The following is a 26,376-nucleotide window of genomic DNA, read 5'->3' as shown; positions in this document are numbered from 1 at the left end:
AGCGCCAATCAGCCTGGACCGGTAATGTCGCGGCGGCGGAAGAGGATGAGCGCGAAGGCGAGAAAGAACGCTGAGTAAACGGCGACCACTATCGTTGCCTGAAGCGGCGACGGAAGTTGGGACAGATCGAGCGGTGCGGTCGTTTCCGGGCGCAAACCGAAGGCATGACGGTTCATCAACGTCAGCGTATTGATATTCTGTCCAATCGTCAGATTGTAGACCAGCGCCCACACGCCGCCAAGCACCCGCAGCAACGCCAGTGCGCCGAAGCCCGTTTCGACGATGATATAGGACAGCCCAATAGCCACTCCCCCCAACACCGAGCGTGTCAGGAGCGTCGCGTATGCCGTCAGCAGCACATACGGCAGCAGCACATAGAGTGCGCGGAGTGTCGCCACGATCAGGTTCATCAGATCGCCAGGGGTGATGCTGATCGCTGAGCCGAGGATCGGCGAAAGAACTGCGCTCAACAGCGCCGCCAGCAGCGTTGCCAGCAGTGTTGCTGTCGCCAGCATGAGCATAATTGTCGTCAACTTTGCCAGCAGGTAGCGATCACGCGCCGGATCGCGCGCCAGTTGGGTGCGCAGCGTACCCCAGCTGTATTCGCTGCCGATGGCGCCGGCAGCGAAGATCACCGCAAAGATGCCGCCAAGACCGTTCACGTGGCTCAACGCCGTGGCAAAAATGCCGGGAAAGAGCACGCCGCGCCGCCACTCCTCGAACTGAGCGCTCACGATGCCGCTTCGCACCGGCATGCCAAGGGTCAGCGCAAACTGTGTCAGTATCTGCGCCACGAGCAGAACGAGAAAGAGGATCAGCAGGATCCAGCTCAACGGGCGGCGTGAGAGTTTGAGCCATTCAGCGCGAATGAGGTTGATCATCGCCGTTCACGCTCAGTGGTGACTTCGAGAAAGAACTCTTCCAGACTGCTCTCGTACTTGCGAATCTCTGCCACCGGCACGCCGCCGGCGGTCAGCAAGGCGTTGATGTCGGCAGTGCGATCGCCCGGCGCATCGATCAGGAACGCGCCGCCATGGTCACTGACGCTGGAAATCCAGGGGGTCGCGCGCAATAACGCTTCGGCACGTTCACGTTCGCCAATCGTGCGCACCAGCACACCGCGCCGCACCAGCGTCGCCACTTCCCCCTGCGCGATGATTCGCCCCTGTTTGAGAATAGCGACCCGCTGACAGATCTGTTCGACCTCGTGCAACAGGTGGCTGCACAGAAAAACGGTGCGTCCGCTGCCCGCCAGTGAGCGCACCAGATTCCGAATCTCCAGTTGCCCGGCAGGATCGAGCCCATTGGTCGGCTCGTCGAGCATGATCAGGCGCGGATGGTGCAACAGCGCCGCAGCAATGCCCAGTCGCTGCTTCATGCCCTGCGAATAGGCGCCGAACCGGTCGCGCGCGCGACCGCTCAGATCGACCTGTTCCAGCACCTCGTCCACCCGACGGTCGGGAAGACCGGCGGCGCGCGCCAGGACGCGCAGATTATCGCGCCCGGAAAGGTAGGGGTAGAACGCTGGCGCTTCGATCATCGCCCCAACTTCACGCAACGCCGCAGCCGTTTCTTTCTGAATATCGTATCCAAGCACGAATGCACGCCCGGAAGTGGGACGGACGAGACCCAACAACATGCCGATCGTGGTGGTTTTTCCCGCGCCATTCGGACCAAGGAACCCGAAGATTTCGCCAGAACGCACCTCCAGATTGATGCGATCAACAGCAACGCGGTCGCCAAACCGTTTTGTCAGTTCTTCGGTACGAATGGTCGTCTCCATACCCGAATCCCACCTTTGCATGGCGCCGCAGCCCGATGTTCCCCTTCCTGCGCGGATCGGCGCCCTGCGGAAGGAGGACATTCATTCCAGATGGGCGAACGCCGACATGCCAAAATGAAAGCGCAGTGCATCAGGCAGCGCCGCGCGCCACGCGGCAAAACTGCGCCCGCCCGCCACATCCTGGTACGAAACTGCCGCACCGCCAGACACCAATGTAGCGCACAACGCCTGCGTCGCCTCGATTGCTGCCGGTTCGTCGTACCGCCCGACATCGACGTAGCAGCGTGGTGCACCATACCCACGCGCCCGGTTGCGTTTCAACAGCGTCGCTATGCGCGGCGCCAGCGGCATCTGCGGTGATTGCGCCACCACGCCGCCAAAGACATCGGCACGCTGAAGCGCAATGGTCAACGCACGGGTCGCCTGTGCATCCGCCCCGCCAATAACGCGATCGACCGGATCGCCCGACGTTGCATAGCGTTCATCGATCCAGGGCACAACATCATCGGCGATGAAACGCGCCCAACCGGCAGACGTCAGGCGATGGGCACGTGACGGGGACTCGATCATCACCACAATGACCGGTGTGATCTCATGATCCTCGATCAACTGGTCGAGGATCAACGGCAACCCGGCTGAAAGCAGATACGCCTCGCCATCGAGCAGATACAGCGTTGGATAGCGACGGGTATCAGGATCATAACCGGGCGGAAGATACACCCACAGGCGTTGCCAGCCGCCGGTTGCTGCGTTCTGCAAGACATGCACGCCGGCGAACACCGGTATCTCAGCACATGTATCGCAACTGGCAAGTAGCGATGAGGCGCCAGGCATATCCAGCACCGACATGACGCGCAGCGGATCGGTCATAATCATCCGTTGCGCATTCAGCGGATCTGGCAAACAGGCATCGTTCCAGCGCATATGCAAACCGTTCTCAGGCACATCGACCACGAATGCATAAGCGATATGCGCATCAAGCGGCAGATACGCTGTCCAATAGAACAGATCGCTCCCCTGCAACCTCGTCATCCGCGTCATTTCGGGACGATACCCGATCACGTCGCCGACCACCGACACCGACTGTGCAGTTGAACTGCGGAACAACCAGGTCACAGCCCCATCGTACTCGATAAGCGGAGCGGGTGTATCGCCGCCAGCCGCCAGAAACTTGTCGATCAGCGCCGCAATATCGGCAGGTGAGGCATCGTGCGCAGCCCGACGCTCAACTTCGGCGCGCAGATCGGTAAACGTTGGACGGAACAGGGCGCTGCCACTCATCAGAACCTCCTCAGATGGCGGAACATGCATCGATTGCAGCGCCCCGGCGAGCGCTGCACGACATTCTGCATACGTACCGTCTTCCGGGGCGGAAGAGGTACGATCAGCACGCAGCCTGCTCGCGCGCCAGTTCCTGTTCCAGCGCCTGTTGCACCGCCTGAGGGTTCGCCTGACCGCGGGTGGCTTTCATCACCTGCCCGATCAGGTACTTGATCGCCGTCGCCTTGCCACGGCGGTACTCTTCGACTACCTTCGGGTTCCCGGCGATCACCTGTCGCACCAGGTCGGTCAGGGCATCACCGGCGCCAATCACCGCCAGACCTCGTTCGGCGACGATGACTGCCGGGGAGCGTCCCTCGCGGAACGCCGCCTCGAACGCTTCCTTGGCGCTGGTGCGTGTAATGACGCCGTTGTTCAGCAGTTCCTGCACTTCGCCGATGTACTCCGGGCGCATCCGCTGCGCGGCGTGGGCTGGCGATTCGCCGGTTTCCTTCAACAGGCGGAAGAACTCGCCGGTCAACCAGTTGGCGACTTCCTTCGGCATCACGCCGCGGGTGCGCGCCGCCGCCACCGCCTGCTCATAGTAGTCCGACACTGTCCGTTCATCGGTGAGCACGCCTGCGTCATACGCTGTCAGCCCATACTCCTCGATGAACCGAATGCGTCGTGCATCGGGCAACTCCGGCAGTTCGGCGCGCCGTTCATCGATCCAGGCATCAGTCAAATGCAGCGGCGGGATATCCGGTTCCGGGAAATAGCGATAATCTTCGGCAAACTCTTTTGTGCGCTGGGCAACGGTTGTGCCGCTGACCTCGTCCCACCCGCGGGTTGACTGAACGATCGGCTCACCGGCTTTGAGCGCCCGGATCTGGCGTTCGATCTCATACGCCAGCGCCCGTTCGACGAAGCGAAACGAGTTGATATTCTTAATCTCGACTTTTGCGCCGTACTCCTGCTGACCGGCGGGTCGGACCGAGACGTTGGCATCGCAACGCAGCGCACCCGACTCCATATCGCCGCTGTTGACCCCGATCCAGACCAGGATCTGGCGCAACTTCTGAAAGTAGCGCCGCGCTTCCTCTGGCGAGGAGATATCCGGCTTTGAGACAATTTCCATCAGCGGCACACCGGCGCGGTTGAAATCGACGAGTGAACCGCCATCATTCGTATGGATCAGTTTGCCGGTATCTTCCTCGATATGCACGCGCGTCAGGCGGATCCGTTTCGGACCGCTGTCCCCCTCGATCTCCACCCACCCATCGACACAGAGCGGATCGTCATACTGACTGCGCTGATAGCCGGATGGCAGGTCGGCATAGAAATAGTTTTTGCGACTGATGACGTTGGTATGCGAGATACGGCAGTTGAGCGCCAGACCGGTGAGCGCCGCAAGTTCGATGGCGCGACGGTTCGGTGTCGGCAGCGCGCCGGGCAACCCCATACACACCGGGCAGACGTGCGTATTAGGCGGCGCGTCTGCATAGTCGGCGCTGCAACCGCAGAACATTTTCGAGCGGGTCAGAATCTGCGCGTGTATCTCAAGACCGATGGTAACCAGGTAGTCCATGCATTTCCCCGCACTGATACTTCTCCTGCAACAAATTATAGCATCAGCCGAGCTTATACCCGATCTGCCGCAGGAACCCTTTGCGCCAGGCAATATCCTCATCACCTTCGACTCCCAGTGGCGAAGCGCCATCGATTACCCCAAGAACGCCGCGACCCTGATCGGTAACGGCGACGACTACCTCGAGCGGGTTGGCGGTGGCGCAGAAGATGCGGCAGACTTCGGGGACTGCCTTAATTGCGTTGAGCACATTGATGGGATAGTATCCCGTCCCCAGAACCACGATGAACGTATGCCCGGCGCCGATCGCCAGTGCATTGCGCCGCGCCAGGTCGATCAATGCCTCGTCGGTGCCGCTCCAGCGCACCAGACGTTTGCCGGACGCCTCACAGAACGCCAATCCGAAAGCGATGCCGGGGACGGTGTTGACCAGCGCTTCGTGAATGTCTTCGACGGTCTTGATGAAATGCGTCTGCCCCAGGATGATGTTCAGTCCATTCGGGTTTTCAACCGGTACGATGGTCAGTTGCATATGCGTCTCCTTCTGCTTTCGGCGCATTTGACGCGCTTTTCTCCGGTTGGTATAATCCGTGTGAATTATAGATCAATGGTTCCCCGAGTGCAGGAGACGCCCCCATGGACCTGAGTTACTTTACCACCCCGAATCCTGACTTTGGCGCCCCGGAGTGGGTCTTTTTTATTGCTCAGTTCGCGGTGGCTATTGTTGGTGCGTACCTGTCTTTCATGCACAGCGACGCGAACCCGGTGCGCGGTCCGGCGCTGCGGCGTCTGGGATACGCTATGGCGATCCTGGGTCTGCTGGGGGCTATGGTTGGCGCGTTGCGCCGCAGCGCAATTGAGCCGTTCACTGCGCCCTACTGGATGACGCTCGTCACGGTTCTGTCCGTCCTGCTAATCATCTACGCCATCTACTACGCTACTGCGGTTTATCCCGGTCGTCTGGCGGCATGGGAAGCGTCGCAGCGTGGCAAAGGCGCGCGCTCAGCGGTGCGTGTTCAGCAGGTTCAACGTTCAACACCGCGCGAGGGAAGCGCCCAGAGCGAAAAAGTCGTCTCCAACGGCGCAACGCCACGCCATTCGAGCGGGCGACGCGCCGCCCGTCGTGAGCACAAACGCCGCAACAAGTGATGCGTGGCTATCCAGGATCGGCGAACGTCGCCTTTCGCACCAGAAGGAATCCGCCGACCCGGTATGTCAGGGTTGCATCGATCCGATAAGGTCCGCCGGGATTGCCAGCCAGCGGTACTTCCACGAACTCCTGATCGCCCGGAATGCTGGCGCTGCCGGTGGCACCCTGTGCGCCGATGACATCCAGCACGGCGACGCGCGGGCGCGCGCCCCGCGCATAACGGAGCGCAATGCTTGCCACAGGCGGCGTGCTGTTGCTGACATGCGTCACCCGCGCCAGACGCAGCCGCGCGGGGCGCGCGCCGATGATCAGCGCTGCTGCCGCCGCAACTCCAATGCCAATGGCAACCCACCGTCGTTGTCGCATCAGATACTCTGCCGGACTCATCGGCGCTACGCCACCCCCATATCCCACGCCGCCTTCAGGTCTTGCGCTGAGTAGCGCCGGAACGCCAGGATGGTGCTGGTGCGCGTGATGCCGTCGATCCGCGCCAGACTTTCGGGCACAACCTCGGCAAGTTGTTCGTATTCCGCCAGCCGGAGCACCGCAATAATGTCGAAATCGCCGGTGACGCTGTACACTTCCGCGACATTCGGCAGGTTTGCGATTGCCTGAGCAGTCTGGGCGATCTTCGCCGGTTCGGTCTGAATGAGCACAAAAGCGGTAAGCATCGAGGTTCCTTTCGTTCTCGTGTATAATGCGCGCGACACGAGCGCCTGCCTGTAGATACCTGTCTGCTCCGTCCGGATCTGCAGGCGGGTTCTTCAGGAAGCCTATCATACACCATGACCGACGAACAACGGCAACTGTCTGCTATGATTGTCTCCCGCGAAGATGTTGTCGCCTGGATGTGGCGGTACACGACAGCGCAATGGAACCGTTTCTTCGGGCTGAATGTCAGTCGCGTTCATGATCTGCTGTATGTTGGCGGCGAGTTTCGCGCCGATCAGTGGCCGCAGTTGCGCATGATAGGCATTCGCGCAGTGCTGAGCCTGCAGGCGGAGCGCGAGGATGTGTTTGACGGACCGCCGCCAGAGCGTGTGCTGCGTCTGGAAGTGATCGACTTCCACCCGCCAACGATTGAGCAGTTGCATCGCGCGGTAGCGTTTGTGCGCGACGCGCATGCGGATGGACTGGCAACCCTGATCCACTGTCACGCTGGCGTTGGGCGCGCGCCGCTGACTGCCGCAGCATACCTGGTAGCACAGGGCGCAACGAGCGTTGCGGCGCTGGAACAGGTGCGTCGTGCGCGACCGATCATTGGTCTCAACGAGCGCCAGATGCAACGTCTGATCGAGTGGGAACAGGCTGTGCGCGGATATCTGCTATAATTGCCGACCTGATGAAGCCCTTTGAAGTTGCGCCACATACACATATCCTTCGTTTCCGCGAATGGATGACGCGATACGCCGTCATGCCATTGTTGCTGGCGCTCGGATGGGTCGGGGCGCTCGCGCTCCTGGGATCGTCTGATGTTCTCTGGTGGGCGCTGTCGAATGCAGGGCGACTTGCATTGCTGGCAGGATCAGCGCTGGCGTTGTGGGTGGCGCCGGGTATGGCGCTGATCCGGTTGCTCTGGCGCGATCACAATCTGTCCGTGATCGAGTATATCGGCGTGGCGTGGGGCGTCGGCACCGCTCTGCCGCCGCTTCTGTTGCTTGCGATGGATATCGTGAACCTCCCATGGAATCGCACCGCAACTGTGGCATACGTTGCCGTGGCTGCGATGATCTGGCTGTTCACGATATGGCGGCAGGCGCCGCGTGCGAGCGATGAGCGCCGCAATGTTCCGCTGCGTCTGTCGGGTTCTGTAACGGCGGTGATGGTTGGTCTCGTGGTGCTGGCGCTGATTGCCCGGCTCTATACCACGCGCAATCTGCTGGTTGGGGCGAATGTCGATAGTTACCACCATACTCTGATCGTTCAATTGCTGGTTGAACACCAGGGATTGTTCCGTTCTTGGGAACCGTATGCACCGCTGGTGACGTTTACCTATCATTACGGTTTTCATGCCAGCGCTGCCTTCCTGCACTGGCTTACCGGTATTCCTGTCACTCAAGCGGTTCTCGACGCCGGGCAGATGATGAACGCGGCAACGCTCCTTGCCGTCTTTGCGCTGACTGTTCGACTGACCGGCAGCAGTGTTGCCGGTATGTGGGCGGCATTGATTGTCGGTTTCTACAATACGCTGCCGGCGTTCCTGGTGTTTTGGGGACGTACCACGTCTCTCACCAGTCACGTGGTTCTTGCTATAGTTTTGGTTATGTGGATGGCTGCCATCGAAACAGAACGCCATGACTGGCGACTGATCGCGCTGACTGCAATCGTCAGCGCCGGTCTTGCTCTGTGCCACTACCAGACGACGATCTTGGCAGCGCCAATGATCCTGGTCTACCTCCTGGTGATCCGGCTGCATTCACCGCCAGACGCGATTCTGGCGACGCTGGGGCGTGTCGTGGCGATCGGCGCCGGCGCCGGGTTGTTGATCCTGCCGTGGATGCTGAATGTGAGCAGCGGTCACCTGGACCGTAATGTGGCGCACCTGACAGGTCCAGCAACGGTAGCCAGGCAGATGTTCGAATCAACGATACCGGCGGTTGCACCACTCTTCCTCAAGGGTCCGGTGATTGGCGCAGCCATTGGCGGGATGCTGCTCGCAGGGCGACAACGTTTGTGGCGTGCGCTGCTGCCTGCCGGGTGGACGCTGGCAATGCTGGCGACGGTCATGCCGCATGTGATCGGATTACCGGGCACAGGTGTGGTTGATGGGGGATTTATCGCAATGACGTTCTACCTGATGGCGGCGCCGCTGGCAGGAATGACGCTGGCAGCAGTCTGTACGGCGCTGGAGCGTGTCGCATCGCGCCTGATATTCGTTCCGATCGTGGTATTGATAGTCGTGAGCGCCTGGGGTGTCGGCTGGCAGCGCAATCTCGTGTCTGATTATATGCGTATGGTCACGCCGGCCGATGTTCAGGCGATGGCATGGGTGCGTGAACATACGCCGCCCGACGCTCGCTTCGTTGTGAACAGCTACCCGATTTATAGCGGCGATATGGTCGCTGGCGTTGATGCCGGTTGGTGGATACCGTTCTTTGCCAGACGTCAAACGAACGTGCCGCCTATGACGTATGGCAGCGAACTGGCTGCCGATCCGCAGTATGCAGCCGAAATCCATGCCCTGGCGCGCGATCTGCGCCGCCGTCCGTTGACTGATGTGCGAGGCGTTCTGGTGGATCTGACTCTTCCCGAAACGATCGAACGGTTGCGCGCTGCCGGTTATACCTACGTCTATAGCGGCGCACAGCTGCTTGCTGGTCCTGGTCCTCTGGTGTTTGCTGCACCTGACCGGATCGATACTGCGCGGTTACGCACAAGTCCGCATTTCCGCCTGGTGTACGATCACGGTGGTGTTGAAATCTTCGAACTGGTGACGCAATGAAGATTACTCTGATCGGTCCGACCTACCCGTTCCGTGGCGGCATTGCGCACTATACGACCCTGCTGACGCATCATCTGCGCCAGCGCCACGATGTGCGGTTGATTTCCTACATCAAGCAGTATCCGAAGTGGCTCTATCCCGGCAACACAGCAATGGATCCCAGCCCCGACGAAAGCGCGCTGCGTGTGGAGTGCGACCGGGTGCTGACGCCAATGAATCCGCTGACATGGTGGCGCGCCTTTCGTATGATCCAGCGCGATAACCCGGATCTGCTGCTGCTCCAGTGGTGGACGCCGTTCTGGTCGCCGATGCTGTTTGTGCTGACCCGTCTGGTGCGACGTTATACGAATGTGCGCATTCTGTTCTTGTGTCATCACGTCATCGCTCCCGACGGCGGCATGTTCGACTGGTATCTGGCACGGCGCATTCTGTGGCGCGGTCACGCATTCATTGTGATGAGCGAGGAGGATTTTGCCCTGCTCCGGCGTGCGCTTCCGTGGGCGCGCATCCGGGGTGTCACCCATCCACCCTACGATGTGTTCAGTCGCACATCGCTACTGCGCGTCGAGGCGCGCGCCCGCCTTGGGTTGGATCCGGATGAACCGGTGCTGCTCTTCTTTGGCTTCGTGCGACGCTACAAAGGGTTGCGTCACCTGATCCAGGCGCTGCCGCTGATACGACAGCATGTTCCGGTGCGTTTGCTGGTCGTTGGCGAGTTCTGGGAAGATGACCGCCCCTACCGCGAACTGGTGCGGAACCTGAATCTTGGTGATGTGGTGCATTTCCACAGCGAATATGTCCCCAACGAGCAGATTGCAGTCTACTTCTCCGCCTGCGATGCGGTCGTTTTGCCCTATCTGGAAGCGACCCAGAGCGGCGTGGCGCAACTGGCGATCGGGTTCGAGAAGCCGATGATCGCCACCTCTGTCGGCGGTATGCCCGAAACGATTCATAACGGTGAAACCGGGTTGATCGTGCCTCCCGGTGACAGTGCAGCGCTGGCGGATGCAGTGGTGCGCTTTTTTCGCAATGGACTGGCTGAGCCGTTCACCCGGAATATCCGCACGGTGCGCGAGCGCGACTCCTGGCTGCCGCTGGTGCATCTGATCGAGGAACTGGCAGAACCGGCGAGTGCGCCGCAAACTGAACAACCTGCGCCGCAAACAGCGTCGCCAAGAGTGCTGTAGGACATTCTTCCACTATGAGGAACGCTGTCTATCGCGGTCAGCCGATCCGGTATGGGTATACGGGGATTGAAAAACGCCTTGCTGCCCTCCAGGCGATGCATTCCTGGCAGGGCGCGCGGGCGCTCGATGTCGGGTGCGGCAACGGCGCCTACACGCTGGAGATTGGGCGCGTCGCAGCGCTGGTATGGGGTGTTGATATCGACCGACGCTGGTTGTATGAATTCTTCGGTCAACCGTGTATCGCGCCATCGATTGGAGCGGCGCAGGCGGAGAGTGAGCGGTTGCCCTTCGGCGATGCTGTTTTTGATGTTGTGTTTTGCATTGAAACGCTTGAGCATGTCGCGCACGAGCGCATTACATTGTGTGAGATGCGGCGTGTCCTGCGTGATGGCGGAACACTGCTGCTCACAGCGCCGAATAAATGGTTTCCGTTTGAGACCCATGGCCTGCGCGGCATACCGCACAGTTATTTCATACCATTCGCATCGTGGCTTCCTGAGCCGCTCCATCGTCGGTATGCCAGCGCCCGCACCTATACGGCGCGCAGCATCCGAAGGGTGCTTGAAGAGACCGGCTGGCGTGCGATTCGGGTTGATTGGATGATGCCGCCGTTCGATATGCTGCGCCCACGTGAACTGCAACCGCTGTTTCGCGCTATCGCCAACACCCTTGATCGGACGCCTCTCCGTCGGTTCGGCGTCTCGCTGATTGTTGCAGCGACCAAATAGCATGCGTATTGTCTTTCTCTGCACGTCCAGTCTTGATTATCCGTCGCCGCGCGGACGCTGGCTGCCACTGGCGCGCTATCTGGCGCAGGCGGGGCATGAGCCGCATATGCTGATGCTGCATCCAACCTTCGACCGGTTGCGCAGACGGCGCTTCGTGATCGAGGGGATGCATTGTGCGTATGTCAGTAAACGCATTTGAACAAAACTTGACATTACCATCTGCCAGTGCTATAATCGCGGGCAGCCTGTAGCAAATCGTCCAGTTTGGGGTGATTATCTCTGTTACCCGGACGCTTTCTTTGAATAATTTTTGTGTACAAAGATGCTTTTGAACCAATACATAGACGCTGTATTTGCGAGAATACACAAACTTTCACCTCGCACCGTGTTTTTGACACTAATCTTTCTTTTCATCTTAGTTGTAACTACTAATGGGATAGGACCGACTCCCAAACACTATCAAGAACTATCTCAAAATCCATTTGTTGACAGTGTTGACATCGTCGACTACTGGCAAGAAAGTGTGCTTTTGCCTCTTATCGCTTATTATACTCAAATGAATTCAAAAACTTCTTTCTACATTTTATGTCTTCTCATCTATGTGATATCGTGGCTGATATTTGCTAAGCTAACTCTTAATCGGTTTGGTGTTGCACCCGCCTTGATTTTTACCTCTGTTCTAATAACCAGTCCGCTGACGACCACTACACTTTCGTGGCTGGGAAGCGTAGATAGCCTGACCTTTGCCCTGACAATGCCCTTCATTTTTACACATTCGAAGTTGTTAATACTCATTCTTTCCATTCTCGGTCCGATGAACCATATTGTTTTCATAATAGCGACGGGTGAAATTCTGGTGCTGAGGCTGATTAGTCGCAACAAGATCGTCACAGACCATCTTATAACCGCAATAGCCGGATATATAGTAGGTTTTGGATTGCTTAAGTTATTTCTGGCGTCAAATCAGTTTCATATCAGTGAATCTCGCTTAGATTTTATTCTTAACAATATAGAGCTTTGGATATATATGAATACCGCCCCATCTCACTATACGTCTTTCCTTTCACTCTTTAGTATTCAGTGGTTGGTAATTATTATTTGTGTGTTGATATTTTATAGGATAGATAGAGTTTATTATTCTCTTCTTATTACACTGCTGATATTGAACATGGGAATAACTTTCTTTACAGCAGATACGACGAGAGTTTTTTCACTCCTTTCCTGGGGCGTGCTCGCTGAATGCATGTTCTATTCTTACCGACTCGCTCTAACTCAAGAGGATAAAAATTTTCAAAAACAATATCTGGTATCTTTATTCATTATTGGACTTATATCTTTATTAGTTCCTCGTTACTATTCTTTTTTAGGATCCATCTATCATCCACCGTACTTTCAGTTTGCTGTAGATGTTGCGAACTCTCGCGCAAGTTTGACATGGATTGCAGCAGTATTTTTCATCTTCTCTGTCGGAGTACTATCTCTTCTCAAGGTCAAGATGAAACTTGTCTGGTTCTATTCAATATCTTATTTCCTGCTTACAGCAGGAATATCCCTTTCGTTGGTATTCTATTCACCATCCTATTTTCGATCTGTGGCTGCTCGTCTTCCATCTGAGGTGGGCAGGAATAATGATGGAATAAAAGAAGCCGTTGAGGGAGAACGAGGATTTCTAAGCTTCGGTCCGTACATCAATCTAAAATCGGGTGATTATGTTGCGGTGTTCACATACAAAAGCCAACCGTCCTACGAAACAATTATCGGCTGGGTTGACGTTACCACTGATAAAGGTCAAGACGTAATTGTAAAGAAGGAGGTCTATGGAACGGAAGATGTTCTCAGTCGTATTGAAATACCGTTCAGTCTTCAAGAAGATGAGAAAGATGTTGAGGTCAGGTTTTGGTACGAAGGAACAGGCTCTGTTTCGTTGCACATGCTGGAAATTAGACAACAAAAGTGACTCTGTTACCAGATTAGACCTTCGCAGGTCTGGTCTGGCGTAAACGTCTCCATAACACCATACCAGATCAGGTTGACATTTCAGCGTAACCAAAGAAGGGATGACAATTTTGTGGAAGCGGTGCGTTTGAGGCGACAGATGCCCCGCCATCTTCTGCCGGTCGTTGCCGTAACAGTCGCCGGAACCGGCACCCTGCTGGTCGCTGCGCCGGGATGGGTCATTGCCGGCGCCGTCTTCCTCATCTGCGGCGCGTGGTTATCCGCACTCGCGCCCGGTCGCTCGTCCGGCGTTCGTCCGGCAGCGCCATCGTCCATACCTTCCCCCAATCCCTGGCAGCACGTCGCTCTTGGGAGCATCGTCACCATTGCGCTTGTGAGCATACTTGTCCCCGGAATAGCAGATACAGAGAGCCGCTATCATGTCGATGAGAGCTACTGGGTTCCGGTGGGTGTTCAGGCATTTCGAACCGCATTTATCGAGCGCGATCTAGACCATCAGTTTTGGTTTGATTATCTCATGAAATTCGGTTCACCCCATCCGCAGATCGGCAAATATATCATCGGCGCCGGAGCATACCTGGCCGGGTATCACGATGTGCCGTTGCTGCCGTATGACTTTGGGCAAGACCTGGCGTGGAACAAGGCGCACGGACGGGTCTTGCCGCCGGAGATTGTCGGCGCGGCACGTCTCTCCGTTGCACTCACCGGCGCGCTGTGCGGGGCGTTCCTCTACTGGCTCGGCGTCCAGGTCGCCGGACCTGTCACCGGCATCCTCGCCGTCGTTTTGTTTATTGCAACGCCAGCCGTATGGAATCTCGCTCGCCTCGCTATGCTGGATATTCCCGCGCTGATGTTCGGACTGCTTGCGCTGAATCTGGGTATCCGCGCAGTGACCGCTCTGCGCACGGGGTCCGCCAACGCTGGCGCGTGGATTGCAGCCTGCGGCGCCGCCTGCGGCGCTGCCGTCGGCGCTAAACTGAATGCGTTGCTTATTCCCGGCATCTGCATCCTTGCGATGTGTTTGACCGGCGTTGCGCACCAGCACCAATCTGACAGGTACACATTGATCTCGGGCGTTGTGTCACTTCTCCTCTGGACGTGGGTGGTTTTCTTCTTATCCAATCCCATGCTTTACCCCCATCCCGTCGCTGGCATACAGCACATGCTTGACATGAGCAGAATAGCGGCCTCAGGCGAGTTCGCTCCGCTCCCGACGCTGGCATCGCGCATCAGCGCAGTCTGGACGAGTCTCGGCGACGGTGGAGGTATCGGCAGCGGCGGCTTGCCTGGCAGTCGGCTCTGGCTGATCATTGGCGCTATCTTCCTGGCTCGCGCATTCCTGCAACGGCGACAGGAAGCGCGCTTTTCGGCGCTGTCGGTCATAGCGCTTTGGGGAGGCATCAGTTTTGTGGGCATCACGCTCTGGATTCCTCAGAATGTGAACCGCTACTACCTGCCATTAGCGCCGATCGCCGCACTGCTCCAGGCATATGGCATCATTGAAATCATCAATGTTTATCGGGGTAGTCTGCTTTCTATTTACTCCAAAATTGGTTTCTCTCTAGGACTTGTGTTAATTTCCGTCGCAATAAACTATTACGAAACAACCTATCCTGCTGCAATAAATTCTTACGAAATAAATCACCGCTTTTACCCTGCTGCCGAACTCCCTTCCCAACTCGGGAGAGTCATTGGTAGCAGCAGAGAGATTACCAACGATATGAAAGCCTCTGGTTTCTTGAGTTACGGTCCGTATGCCAACTTGCCACCAGGCAGCTATGTTGCCATATTTGAATACAAGAGCGATGCACGTTCTGACACAAGCATTGGATTGGTTGATGTTACCGCCGACATGGGAAGGACGGTGATAACACAGCAAAAGGTGTACGGAACGAATGGGTCTCCGAGTTCTATTGAAATTCCATTTATCCTCCAAGAGAGACAGAAGATTGAAGTCAGGTTTTGGTATGACGGAAATGGAACAGGGTCTACTTCTCTGCGAAGCCTTACCATTCGTCCCAGATAGACGTCGTCAGGGTTGATGCTGGTACGTCTGATCGAGGAACTGGCGGAACCGGCGAGCGCGCCGCAAACTGAACAACCTGCGCCGCAAACAGCGTCGCCAAGAGTGCTGTAGGACATTCTTCCACATGCTGCTCGCTCGTGATCTGCAGGACAAGCCAATGACAACCAGTCGTTTCACCATTATTGCGGCTTCCGCCGTCGCCCTGATCATTCTTGCGCTTCTCGCATCGGGGCTGACGTATCCTGTCCAACCGATCACCCCCGCCGGTCTCGCCGAAGCGGACGGCTTCTGGTCGCTTGAGTTCAACAACGAGCGATCCTATCGCTGGACAAACGGGCATGCGCGCTTCCATCTTCCGGGTTTTGAAACCGCTTCGTCACTTTATGTGACGCTGACCCTTACTGCCCCCCAGTATCCCGGTGCGCGTCCCGTTGCAGCCCGGCTCCAGGTTGACGACTCGGCGCCTTTCCACTTCACCGTCGCGCCGGAGTGGCGCCGCTATCACATCCTCGCTGCGGTAACCGCACCACGCTGGCGCACGCCAGTGGTGCAACTTACCACCGCTACCTGGACGCCTGGCGTCCACGACCGCAGACAACTGGGGATTGCAGTAAGTGAAGGCGCCGTGCAGCGTCTTGGTTCTCCGCGCCTTCTTGCTGCCGTTGAGCGCGGATTGTTCCTGGCGGCGCTTGTTGCGCTGTTCTCGGTCATCGTGCGTCGTCCGCAACCCTACGGCGGGATGCTTGCGGCGATTGCGGTCGTTGCGCTGGGGATGCTCGGCGCGTGGACGCCTGCGCGTCTCGTGCAGATGCTGCCGACGAACTGGTCGCTGGCGGGCGAGATGCTCGCAGCCGCAGCCGCAGTGGAAGCAGTGCGTTTGAGGCGACGGATGCCCCCCTATCTCCTGCCGGTCGTTGCCGTAACAGTCGCCGGAACCGGCACCCTGCTGGTTGCCGCGCCGGGATGGGTCATTGCCGGCGCCGTCTTCCTCATCTGCGGCGCGTGGTTATCCGCGCTCGCGCCCGGTCGCTCGTCCGGCGTTCGTCCGGCAGCGCCATCGTCCATACCTTCCCCCAATCCCTGGCAGCACGTCGCTCTTGGGAGCATCGTCACCATTGCGCTTGTGAGCATACTTGTCCCCGGAATAGCAGATACAGAGAGCCGCTATCATGTCGATGAGAGCTACTGGGTTTCAGTGAGTGTCCAGGCATTCCGCACTGCATTTATCGAGCGCGATCTGGATCATCCATTCTGGTTCGATTATGCCTCGCTCCACATTTTGCGACATCCGCAGATCAGCAAATATATCATCGGCGCCGGAGCATACCTGGCCGGGTATCACGATGTGCCGATGCTGCTGTATAACTTCAGGCAAGACCTGGCGTGGAACAAGGCGCACGGACGGGTCTTGCCGCCGGAGATTATCGGCGCAGCGCGCTTCTCCGTTGCGCTCACCGGCGCGCTGTGCGGGGCGTTCCTCTACTGGCTCGGCGTCCAGGTCGCCGGACCTGTCACCGGCATCCTCGCCGTCGTTTTGTTTATTGCAACGCCGGTTGTATGGGATTACGCCCGCTTCGCTATGCTGGACATCCCTGCGCTGATGTTCGGACTGCTTGCGCTGAATCTGGGTATCCGCGCAGTGACCGCTCTGCGCACGGGGTCCGCCAACGCTGGCGCGTGGATTGCAGCCTGCGGCGCCGCCTGCGGCGCTGCCGTCGGCGCCAAACTGAATGCGTTGCTTATCCCCGGCATCTGCGTGCTTGCGATTGGTTTGACCAGCGTTGCGCACCAGCACCAATCTGACAGGTACACATTGATCTCGGGCGTTGTGTCACTTCTCCTCTGGACGTGGGTGGTTTTCTTCTTATCCAATCCTGGGCTTTACTCTCATCCTGTCGCTGGCATACAGCATATGCTTGACATGAGCAGGATAGTGGCTTCAGGCGAGTTCGCTCCGCTCCCGACGCTGGCATCGCGCATCAGCGCAGTCTGGACAAGTCTCGGCGATGGTGGATATATCGGCAGCGGCGGCTTGCCTGGCAGTCGGCTCTGGCTGATCATTGGCGCTATCTCCCTGACTCGCGCGTTGCTGCAACGGCAACCGGGAGCACACCTTTCGGCGCTGTCAGTCATAGCGCTTTGGGGAGGCGTCAGTTTTGTGGGCATCACGCTCTGGATTTCTCAGAATGCAGATCGCTACTACCTGCCATTAGCGCCGATCGTCGCATTGCTTCAGGCATATGGCATCATTGAAATCATCAATGTTTATCGGGGTAGTCTGCTTTCTATTTATTCCAAAATCGGTTTCTCTCTAGGAATTGTGTTACTTTCTGTTGCGATGAATTATTATGATACAACTCACCATTTTTATCCTGCTTCTCATCTTCCTTCTCAAATATGGCAAGTCAGCGGTCTCAGCAGAGAAATCACCGATGATACGAAAGAATCCGGTTTCTTGAGTTACGGTCCGTATGTCACTTTGCCGCCAGGCGGCTATATTGCCATATTTGAATACAAGAGTGATGCACGTTCTGACACAAGTATTGGATTTGTTGATGTTGCCACTGACAAGGGAAGGACGGTGATTACTCAGCAAGAGGTGTATGGAACGAACGGTTCTCCGAGTTATATTGAAATTTCATTCAGCATTCAAGAGAGACAGGAGATTGAAGTCAGGTTTTGGTATAATGGAAATGGAACAGGGTCTACTTCTCTGCGAAGCCTCACTATTCGTCCCAGATAGACGTCGTCAGGGTTGCTGCTGCTCACGGCGCCGAATACATTGAACGCCCCTGCGTCGGTTCGGCGTCTCGCTGATTGTTGCAGCGACCAAATAGCATGCGTATTGTCTTTCTCTGCACGTCCAGTCTTGATTATCCGTCGCCGCGCGGACGCTGGCTGCCACTGGCGCGCTATCTGGCGCGGGCGGGGCATGAGCCGCATCTGCTGATGCTGCATCCAACCTTCGACCGGTTGCGCAGACGGCGCTTCGTGATCGAGGGGGTGCATTGTGCGTATGTCGGTCAGATGCATGTGTATGGTTTGCCCGGTGAGCGACGGCATTTCAGTGCATCAGAACTGGCTGCCGTCTCTCTGCGCGGGGCGCTGGCGCTGGCGCTGGCAACGGTCCGATTGCGCCCCGACGTTATCCACGTTGCGAAGCCGCAGCCGATCAATGGGCTTGCCGGGGTGCTGGCGGCGCAAAGCGGGGGTGCACTGTATGTTGATTGCGATGACTACGAAGCCGAGGCGAATCGTTTCGGCAGCGCATGGCAGCAACGAGTAGTAGCGTGGTGGGAAGATCAGTTGCCGCGCATGGCGCGCGGGGTGAGTGTCAATACCCGCTTCCTCTATAACCGCCTGCATCGTCTGGGCATCCCTGAACAACGGCTACGCTACGTTCCAAATGGAGTAGACATAGAACGCTGCGAGCCGCATGATGCACGCCGGGTCAGAGCGTTGCGCGCTGCGCTTGGACTGACCGACAACCCGACGGCAGTCTATCTTGGAGCGATCAGCGCTGTCGCGCACGGTGTGCATCTGCTGATCGATGCCTGGACGCTCCTCCGCGAACGGATGCCGTCTGCTCGCCTGGTGATCATCGGCGATGGCGATGATCGTCCGGCACTGATGACCTATGCCCGGATGCGTGGTCTGCAGCAGACGGTCATCTGGGCAGGTCGTGTCCCTGCTGAAGCCGCTCCGGTGTGGCTGGCAGTCGGTGACTGCTCGGTTGACCCGGTGGACGATACCCCTGCCGCAGCAGCGCGTTCGCCGCTCAAGATCGTCGAGAGCATGGCGGCAGGCGTGCCAGTTGTAACCGGTGATGTCGGCGACCGGCGCGATATGCTTGGATGCAATGCCGGGTTGATCGTCTCCCCTGGCGATCCGCACGCGCTGGCGGACGGAATTGCGACGCTGCTGAGCGACTCTGCGCGACGCGCTCGTCTGGCGCGAGGGGCGCGTGCACGGGCGGAGAGGTACCGCTGGGATCGTCTTGCGGAGGTCTGGCAAACCCTCTACGAGATCAGTGCATAACAGGAGCGGGGTGTGCTATACTGCGACGGAGACGGCGCCTGTTGATGCATGTGCTGGTTCGCGTCGCCGCTCGTCGCTGAGGAGTGCGTGTGCGTTTTCTGCGACAGGTCGGTTTGATCTGGACTGCCGCCCTGCTGGTCGTTGTTCTGGCGTCTCTGGCGCTGCCTGGAGCGCGCTTTCTTCTTCTCCCCTGGCTCTCCGACTCGCCTGTGGTTGTGGCGGTCTCGCCGCCTGATGGGGCGCGTGATGTTTCGCCGCGCACAGCGTTGATCATTCAGTTCAACACGCCGATGAATCCGCCCGGCGTCGAACGTGCGTTGCGCATCGAACCCGAGAGCGACGTCGTCTACGCCTGGGATGATTCGCGTACAACGCTGACTGTCACACCAACGAAGACGCTCCAGGCAGGCATGCGTTATCGGGTCAGCATCGATGAGACGGCGCTGAGCCGGTTCTTCCGCCCGCTGGAGGAACCGTTCGTTTTCACATTCGAAACAGCGCCGCCGCCAGCGGTGACTTCTCTGTGGCCCCGTGATGGCAGCGTTGAGGTTCCTGTCGATACGCTCATCAGTGTGCGGTTCAGCCGATCCATTGTTCCTCCCGACCGGCTTGCCGTTCCTGAATTGTCACCTGCGTTCCGCACCGATCCGCCGGTTTCCGGCAGTGTTGTCTGGATCGATCCTGCCACGCTTCTCTTTCGCCCGGATCAACCGCTTCGTCCCGGTGTTCGTTATACCTGCTCGCTATCGCCTGATCTGACCGATCAGAGCGGTACGCCGCTTGGTCGCGCCTATTCCTGGTCGTTCACCACGCTGGCGCCAACCGTGCTCAGTGTGTCGCCGCCGCCAAATGCGCGTCAGGTTGCGCTCCGCGAGCCGCTGCGCATCGTTTTCTCGCAGCCGGTCGATCGGCAGGCGCTCGAAGCGGCGCTGTCGGTGACACCGCCGATGCCCGGCGCTCTCGAGGACGCCGTGTTGCCCGACGGAACGCAGGTTGTCACGTACACCCCGACTGCTGAATGGCAGGCTGGCGTTGTGTATACGATTGCCCTTCCAGAAAAGACGGCGGATGGAAGTCCGCTGCTGGTAAAGCCGTATCGATGGAGTTTTATGACGGCGCCAAAGCCAGCGCTGATCGGAAGGTTCCCCGGTGAGGGTCAACTGCTTCCGCCGGGAGGCAGTGTGCGGTTGATCTTCAGCACCCCAATCGATGCTGGCGCCCTGCGCGACAATCTGCGCGTCGAACCGCCGGTTGCACATCTGCGGGTCGTCACGAACGACGGTGAAGCGCGCATTGATGCGCAACTTCAGGCTGCCACCCTGTATACGATAACAATACCGGCTTCGCTTTCAGATCGCGCCGGTGTTGCGCTGGAGCGTGACTATCAGGTTCGCTTTTTTACCGCACCGGCTGCACCATCGCTCACGCTGCCGGAAGCGAATGGTCGCGTTATACGGTCGCTCCCTGATCGAGCGATTGACCTGCTGACGCGGCGGACGAACCTCTCGGAATTGCGGTTGACGCTCTATCCGCTCGATGAGGCGACGTTGTTGCGTGCGTTGAGTTTCAGCGATGCCGAGTGGACGTCGTTCGAGCCGGCGCGCTATGGTCTGTCACCTTTGCGTTTCTGGACACAGCCGCTGACCGATCCGCTCAATACAGTCGTCGAAGAGCGAGTGACGGTGACCCTCGATGGTGGCGCGCCGCTGCCGCCGGGTTTCTACTTCCTGCGCATACGCTCGCCTGAGCGTGCTGGCGCTGGCGTTCTCCTGGCGGTGTCGCGTGTCACGCTCTCGTTTCAGGTCGTCGGACAGCGCGCCATCGTATGGGTGACGGACATCGCCAGTACATCGGTCATTTCCGACACGCCGCTGGCGCTCTACCGGCAGGGAACACTGATCGCCGTCGGACGCAGTGATGAGCGCGGGGTGTGGGAAACCGATCTGTCTGGCGTCAATCCGCGCGATCTTGTCGCTGTTGCTACGCTTCTGCCCGCCTTCGCCACACCGGAGGCGCCGGTGCAATCGGCGCCTGCGCCACGCCTGCGAGTCATCCTGGCGACGGATCGATCCATCTACTCTCCGGGCGAATCGGTGGCGATCCGTGGCTTCATTCGCCAGGAGGGATCACAGGCATTCGAGATTCCTGATCCGGGACAGTCGCTGGACCTCGACATCCAGGGTCCGTCGGGTGTCCGCCTGCGAAAGCGGATTGTTCTCGATGCCTCAGGAATGATCGACGCGACGCTGGCGCTTCCCGCCAATGCGCCGTCTGGCGTCTATCGCCTCTTCACTCCTCGCGATGAGCGTGCGGCGCTCCAATTTTATGTGCATCCGCCTTCGTCGCCATTACGTGCGTCAATCACGCGCATAACGCAGGATCAGGTCGTCGTCTCTGTCCGTACACCGGAAGATCTTCCGATTGCAGGCGCAACGATTACCTGGACAATCGATCCAGAACCGATACTGCTGCCGGTCAGGGATGACTTCGTGTTCAGCCGACCGGAAACGCCGCTTGCATCTCTGTCAGGTGTCGGCGTCACTAATGAACAGGGTATGCTGACACTCGCGCTCCCTTCAGACTGGTATCACGTTCGCATCCAGGCGCAGATTGTCGAAGCTGGCGGACTGGCGGCGACGCTTGATCGAACGATCTATACAGCACCCGCACCGGCAGTCGGTCTGCGGGCTGCGACATCGCTCGTGGGTGCAGGAGGTCAGACAAGCGTCGAGGTGGTGACCCTGGCGGGCGATCAACCGCTTGCCGCGCAGCGCGTGCAGATCGATGCAGTGCGGCTCAACGGCGAGACTGCCAGTGATATGGGCGTGTCGCCATCCGAATGGCAACTCCTGAGTCGTGTGATCACCACCGATAACGATGGACGGGCGACATTCGCTGTGTCGCTTCCTGAACCGGGGGTATACCGGGTTCGTGCAGCGCTGGTCGGCGGCGGTCTGGCGTCTCCGCCGACCGATATTGTTCTGCGTGCGTATCAGCCCGGTTTTACTGCCTGGAGCGAACCTCGCACCAGCGTGTCGCTGGTTGCTGATCGCGCGCGGTATCAACCTGGCGATACGGCATTGCTTTTGCCGCTGGCGCCGATCCCGGAAGGTCTGGCATTGCTGACGGTTCAACGGGCGTCAGGGGATGTTGTGACCGAACTTCGCACTGTGCGCGCTGGAGAACCGCTGACGCTCACGTTGACCCCCGCCGATGCGCCGGTTGTCCGGGTTACGTTGACGTCTGGGGTGCAGTCGCCAGCGTATCGGCGGTTACAGGTCGATGTGCCGGTGACTGCGATCACTCCATCGCTCCTGGCGACAGTGACGACCGATGCACAGACGTATGATCCGGGAGCAACCGCAGCGCTGACGATCACCGTTACGGATGCGCGTGGCGCTCCAGTGTCTGCGGATGTGCTGGTGCGAATTACGGCAGGCGATGATGATCGGCAGGAACCCGTCGTCTGGCGCACCGGGCGAACGGACAGGAACGGCGTGATCCGCTTCGATGCACCGTTGCCCCAGACCCCAGGCACACATGAGGTGCGGGTATGGGTTGCGGGTGAACGTGGCTTTGGTGTAACCGGAGCTGCGTTGCAGGCAAGGCAACCAATTGTTGGGCAGATTGTTGCGCCACAGTTCGCGCGCGCCGGGGATCGGTTCGTTGTCGGCGTGCGTCTCACCACGCAAGAGGATGTCCCGCGTCAGACGCGCATCACAATGCGGATGCCAGATGGAACCGCCGTTGTGCAGACAACCGCAGTTCCCACAGAAGGCGCTGCGTTAGCGACGTTCACGGTGCAGGCGCCGTCATCTGGCGCTGCCATGGCGGTGCAGGCGATTGTCGAGGCCGATGACGCTTTCAGTGAGACACTGCGAACTGATCTGTCTGTGTTACCGCCAGCGACGACGGTGCTCAGCACAGGCAGCGCGCTTGTGACCGACCGGTTCGAGGCGGCGATACCGGCGCCCCAGGCAAGGTGGGGAAGCCTGGATATCGCCGTTGCGCCCTCCCTGGACGCGCTGGCGCTTGAACAGGCGCGCGCGCTTGCCGCACTGGCGGATCGCCACGCGCTCGACAATGTGGCGATCATTCTGATGGCGGCATCACTGGCGGATGCTCGCCAGGAAACACAGATAGCGGTCGATCATCTGGCGAAATTGCAGGCAGCCGATGGCGGATGGACATGGAAGCGGCAGGGATCTTCGAGTCCGGTCGTTACCGCAGCGACGCTTGAGGTGCTCGCCAGGGCGAAGGAGTCTGGTTTTGCCGTTCCGGATACAACACTGGAACGCGCAATCAACCTGGCATCCCGACTGGCGAATGATCCCGTCCTTTCGCTCGAAACGCGCATCTGCCTGAGTTATGCGCTGACGCAGCTTGACGCTCCTGTCCCGCGCGAATGGGACGAAAACGCTTTGAATGCGTCCGGGCTGGCGTGTCGCCTGTTGATGCTGCCGCCGGATCAGGCGCGCATCGACCCTGCGCTTCCCCGTCTGATCAGTCTGGCGCAACGCACACAGACGGAAGCGTGGTGGACGGCGCCAGACGGCGGCGCATTCCCGCACGATGATGTTGCAACGACTGCAATTGCAGCGCGTGCAGTTCACCACGCATCACCGCGGCATCCGCTGACTGCTAATGCCGCGCGCTGGCTGATCAGCCGTATGACGCCAGCGGGATGGGGCGACGCATATACAACGGCGCGCGTGGTGCAGGCATTGCGCGCGATTGCGCCTGCCAGCACACCGGCGACCGTTGCGATGACGCTCAACGGTGCGCCTGTCGTAGCACCTGCCGCGCCTGACGCTGTGTTACGGATCGTTCCTATTCCTCTCAGCGATCTGCGCCCGGTCAACACGCTCGTGGTGACCGGCGATGGCAACCCGGCGCTCGTTGCCTGGCAGGTGACCTCTGCGGATCACGCAGCGCTTCCTGCGGAAGGCGTCGGTCTGATCCGCGAGTTTCTCGATCCGCAAACCGGCGTTCTGCTGGATCCGGCGCGTCTCCGGGTTGGACAACTGATCAAAGTACGACTGACCTGTGTTGCTCACACCGAGCGACATTTTGTGACACTGCGCGATGCGTTCCCTGCCGGATTCGTGCCGGTCGATGCTGGATCGAGTCCGGTGTTTCGTCAAATCGATCTGTTTTCAGACCGGATCGAACTAGCGGTCGAGGCGCTTGCACCCGGCATCTATCAATACACCTATCTGGTGCGCGCGGTAACGCCGGGATCGTATGCTGTTCCGCCGCCGGAACTGATCCTGCCCGGCGCTCGCGCGCTGACCGGAACCGCCACAACGACCGTCGTGCAAATTGTGGCGCCGTAGCAGACGCGTCTCCCCCCCGCTTCCGTGAATGGTATAATTGGCGCGTTATGCGCTCAACATCACTGTTTCGCATCGGTCATATCCTGCCGGTTCTTGTTATCGTCGCACTGATCGCGCCTGCGGTCACGCCGCCGTCCGAGTCTTCGCTCGCGGTCGCGGAAACGCCGCGTCTGATGTCGAACGACTCTCCCTTCGGGATCAACTCACATCTGGCAACCCGCTACTGGGATCCCGCCTCGATGTCCATCCCGGCAGATGTCGTGGCGCGTCTGGGGGTCGGTTGGGCGCGCGAAGATGTCCACTGGTTTCGCATTCAGCCAACACCCGATGCGCCCTACGACTGGACGTACACCGATGAAGCGGTACGCGCACTCAGTCGGCGCGGCGTGAATATTCTCGGCGTCATCGGGCATCCGCCCGGCTGGGCGACACCATTCCCCGGTGATGCGCCGCACGGCGTTTCGTTCTATGCCCCCGATCCGCAGCGGTTTGCCGCCTTCGCCGCCGCTGTCGCGCAACGGTACCGCAACTACATCTCTCACTGGGAGATCTGGAACGAGCCGGATAATCCGCTCTTCTGGAAACCCGCCCCCGACCCCGCAGCATACGCAACGCTGCTGCGCCTGTCGGCTGCTGCGATCCGCTCGGTCAACCCGCAGGCAACCATCCTGATCGGCGGGGTGTACTCGTTCGAGCCATCCTTTTTGCGTCAGGTAGCGGAAGCCGGCGCCTGGTCGAGTTTTGACATTCTCGCCATTCATCCCTATGTCAGCCCAAGCGCGCCTGAGATCGGGAACCTGATCGCCGGGGTTGAAGCGGCGCGCGCCGTCGCCGAACGGTACGGCGCGCGTCCGATCTGGGTCACCGAGATCGGATGGTCGAGCGGGCGCGGCGACCGCGATCCGGTCGGCGTGGTCAACGAGCAGGATCAGGCAAACTTTCTGGTGCGGGCGACCCTGCTCCTCTGGCGCGCCGGGGTCGAAAAAATCTTCTGGTACACCCTCAAGGATGATCCCGGCAATCCCTATGGACTGGTCGATTTCGGATCTGGCTACTTCGACTACAGCCGCCTGAAGCCGTCGTTTACGGCATACCGGGTCATGACGGAATATCTCGCCGGTGCAGAACTGGTGGTGGTACGCGACCTGTTCGACCGATCATCGGTGATCGATTTCGAGAACTTTGGTTCCTGGCGACGCGGCGATCAGACCTATGGCGACTTCGCGCCGACCGGCGAACGGATGCGCAGCGGGCGCGGCGCTGCACAACTCCGCTATTTCTTCCCTTCCCGCGCAAATGAGTACGTCGTTTTCCGGCGCGAACGTCCCATACCTGTTCCTGATGGCACATATGCGTTAGGTGTATGGGTCTATGGCGATGGCTCCGGGAACACGCTGAAAGTCTGGATCCGCGATGCTGAGGGAGAAGTGTTGCAGTTTGCCCTGGGCGCGGTCGGACCACCCGGATGGCGCATTCTGGAAGCGCCGATCGGCGGAACTGTGCCACCCTGGGATCGGATCAGTGGCGATGGCAACGGACGGATCGACGCTCCGGCGCGACTCGACGCAATCGTGCTTGATGATGCCCCTGATGCGTTCGTCGGCGGCGGAACGATCTACCTGGACGACATGTTCGCCATCAGCGGACCGGAAGCCTACGATGCGCAGTTCCGGCGCGGCGACATCGCCATCGATGTCTTGTGGGCGCCTGCGCCGGTACGCGCCAGCATCAGCACCAGTGCATCCACTGCCGCGCTGATCACACGCGACGGCGCCACAGCGACGATTGTCGCCAGCGATGGGCGCCTGGTCATTGATCTCGGTCCGGCGCCGGTGTATGTGGTTCACCGGCGCTGAAGGACGGGCGTCAGGCAGAGGTCGCC

At 59.1% G+C, this 26,376-nt stretch carries 20 protein-coding genes; 12 read left to right on the top strand and 8 right to left on the bottom strand.

The window, feature by feature from the left end; all coding sequences use genetic code 11:
- Positions 1-8: 8 nt before the first annotated feature.
- From ROSERS_RS05735 to ROSERS_RS05715, 5 genes are all read right to left on the bottom strand, one after another.
- Positions 9-881: an ABC transporter permease subunit gene (locus ROSERS_RS05735; RefSeq protein WP_011955874.1), complete on the bottom strand. Its 873-nt coding sequence runs from the start codon at positions 879-881 to the stop codon at positions 9-11.
- Positions 878-1,783, bottom strand: a complete 906-nt coding sequence (locus ROSERS_RS05730) for an ABC transporter ATP-binding protein (protein WP_011955873.1) — start codon at positions 1,781-1,783, stop codon at positions 878-880. Before ROSERS_RS05730 ends, ROSERS_RS05735 begins: the two co-directional genes overlap by 4 nt.
- Before the next feature lie 81 nt (positions 1,784-1,864).
- Positions 1,865-3,064: an alpha/beta hydrolase-fold protein gene (locus tag ROSERS_RS05725; RefSeq protein ID WP_157040983.1), complete on the bottom strand. Its 1,200-nt coding sequence runs from the start codon at positions 3,062-3,064 to the stop codon at positions 1,865-1,867.
- Between the two features lie 103 nt (positions 3,065-3,167).
- A complete protein-coding gene (gene gatB / locus ROSERS_RS05720; protein ID WP_011955871.1) occupies positions 3,168-4,631 on the bottom strand; it encodes an Asp-tRNA(Asn)/Glu-tRNA(Gln) amidotransferase subunit GatB in 1,464 nt (487 codons plus the stop codon).
- 43 nt (positions 4,632-4,674) lie between these two features.
- Positions 4,675-5,163 carry an adenosine-specific kinase gene (locus ROSERS_RS05715; protein WP_011955870.1) on the bottom strand — a complete coding sequence of 163 codons (489 nt, stop codon included), beginning with the start codon at positions 5,161-5,163 and terminating at the stop codon, positions 4,675-4,677.
- Positions 5,164-5,267: 104 nt separating this feature from the next.
- On the opposite strand from ROSERS_RS05715, the gene ROSERS_RS05710 reads away from it, so the two are divergent.
- Entirely contained in the window at positions 5,268-5,780 is a 513-nt protein-coding gene (locus ROSERS_RS05710) for a hypothetical protein (protein ID WP_011955869.1), read from the top strand.
- A 7-nt stretch (positions 5,781-5,787) separates the two neighbouring features.
- On the opposite strand, the gene ROSERS_RS05705 is transcribed toward ROSERS_RS05710, so the two are convergent.
- On the bottom strand, positions 5,788-6,147 hold the full coding sequence (locus ROSERS_RS05705; protein ID WP_157040982.1) for a hypothetical protein: 360 nt from the start codon (positions 6,145-6,147) through the stop codon (positions 5,788-5,790).
- A gap of 26 nt (positions 6,148-6,173) precedes the next feature.
- A complete protein-coding gene (locus tag ROSERS_RS05700) occupies positions 6,174-6,452 on the bottom strand; it encodes an Lrp/AsnC ligand binding domain-containing protein (protein ID WP_011955867.1) in 279 nt (92 codons plus the stop codon).
- Between the two features lie 114 nt (positions 6,453-6,566).
- On the opposite strand from ROSERS_RS05700, the gene ROSERS_RS05695 reads away from it, so the two are divergent.
- The 6 genes from ROSERS_RS05695 to ROSERS_RS05670 all read left to right on the top strand — a co-directional run bounded on the left by ROSERS_RS05695 (position 6,567) and on the right by ROSERS_RS05670 (position 13,095).
- Complete coding sequence (locus ROSERS_RS05695; protein ID WP_011955866.1) at positions 6,567-7,112, top strand: protein-tyrosine phosphatase family protein; 546 nt, start codon at positions 6,567-6,569, stop codon at positions 7,110-7,112.
- 83 nt (positions 7,113-7,195) lie between these two features.
- On the top strand, positions 7,196-9,223 hold the full coding sequence (locus tag ROSERS_RS05690) for a hypothetical protein (RefSeq protein WP_232282775.1): 2,028 nt from the start codon (positions 7,196-7,198) through the stop codon (positions 9,221-9,223).
- Positions 9,220-10,410 carry a glycosyltransferase gene (locus ROSERS_RS05685; protein ID WP_011955864.1) on the top strand — a complete coding sequence of 397 codons (1,191 nt, stop codon included), beginning with the start codon at positions 9,220-9,222 and terminating at the stop codon, positions 10,408-10,410. The genes ROSERS_RS05690 and ROSERS_RS05685 overlap by 4 nt, the downstream gene beginning before the upstream one ends.
- Positions 10,411-10,424: 14 nt before the next feature.
- Positions 10,425-11,138, top strand: coding sequence for a class I SAM-dependent methyltransferase (locus ROSERS_RS05680; RefSeq protein ID WP_011955863.1), 714 nt, complete (start codon positions 10,425-10,427; stop codon positions 11,136-11,138).
- A gap of 1 nt (position 11,139) precedes the next feature.
- Positions 11,140-11,337 (top strand): hypothetical protein, encoded by a 198-nt coding sequence (locus tag ROSERS_RS05675; protein ID WP_041333107.1) that lies wholly within the window; start codon positions 11,140-11,142, stop codon positions 11,335-11,337.
- A gap of 129 nt (positions 11,338-11,466) precedes the next feature.
- The gene (locus ROSERS_RS05670; RefSeq protein WP_157040981.1) at positions 11,467-13,095 is read left to right on the top strand and encodes a hypothetical protein; all 1,629 of its coding nucleotides are present in this window, start codon (positions 11,467-11,469) and stop codon (positions 13,093-13,095) included.
- Between the two features lie 80 nt (positions 13,096-13,175).
- Here ROSERS_RS05670 and ROSERS_RS26675 read toward each other — a convergent pair whose 3' ends face one another.
- Positions 13,176-13,475: a hypothetical protein gene (locus tag ROSERS_RS26675; protein ID WP_232282774.1), complete on the bottom strand. Its 300-nt coding sequence runs from the start codon at positions 13,473-13,475 to the stop codon at positions 13,176-13,178.
- On the opposite strand from ROSERS_RS26675, the gene ROSERS_RS05665 reads away from it, so the two are divergent.
- The 5 genes from ROSERS_RS05665 to ROSERS_RS05645 all read left to right on the top strand — a co-directional run bounded on the left by ROSERS_RS05665 (position 13,468) and on the right by ROSERS_RS05645 (position 26,350).
- Positions 13,468-15,120 carry a phospholipid carrier-dependent glycosyltransferase gene (locus tag ROSERS_RS05665; protein ID WP_232282773.1) on the top strand — a complete coding sequence of 551 codons (1,653 nt, stop codon included), beginning with the start codon at positions 13,468-13,470 and terminating at the stop codon, positions 15,118-15,120. The two genes, ROSERS_RS26675 and ROSERS_RS05665, sit on opposite strands and share 8 nt — an antisense overlap.
- Before the next feature lie 157 nt (positions 15,121-15,277).
- Complete coding sequence (locus tag ROSERS_RS05660) at positions 15,278-17,863, top strand: phospholipid carrier-dependent glycosyltransferase (protein WP_232282772.1); 2,586 nt, start codon at positions 15,278-15,280, stop codon at positions 17,861-17,863.
- Between the two features lie 95 nt (positions 17,864-17,958).
- On the top strand, positions 17,959-19,158 hold the full coding sequence (locus tag ROSERS_RS05655) for a glycosyltransferase family 4 protein (protein ID WP_011955859.1): 1,200 nt from the start codon (positions 17,959-17,961) through the stop codon (positions 19,156-19,158).
- Positions 19,159-19,247: 89 nt separating this feature from the next.
- Positions 19,248-24,494, top strand: coding sequence for an Ig-like domain-containing alpha-2-macroglobulin family protein (locus ROSERS_RS05650; protein WP_011955858.1), 5,247 nt, complete (start codon positions 19,248-19,250; stop codon positions 24,492-24,494).
- Positions 24,495-24,541: 47 nt separating this feature from the next.
- Positions 24,542-26,350 (top strand): glycosyl hydrolase, encoded by a 1,809-nt coding sequence (locus ROSERS_RS05645; protein ID WP_011955857.1) that lies wholly within the window; start codon positions 24,542-24,544, stop codon positions 26,348-26,350.
- Positions 26,351-26,376 lie beyond the last annotated feature (26 nt).

This window comes from Roseiflexus sp. RS-1 (assembly GCF_000016665.1).
Classification (GTDB): Bacteria; Chloroflexota; Chloroflexia; order Chloroflexales; family Roseiflexaceae; genus Roseiflexus.
Note: the sequence above shows the minus strand (reverse complement) of the source record. Positions and strands in the feature narration are given on the sequence as shown.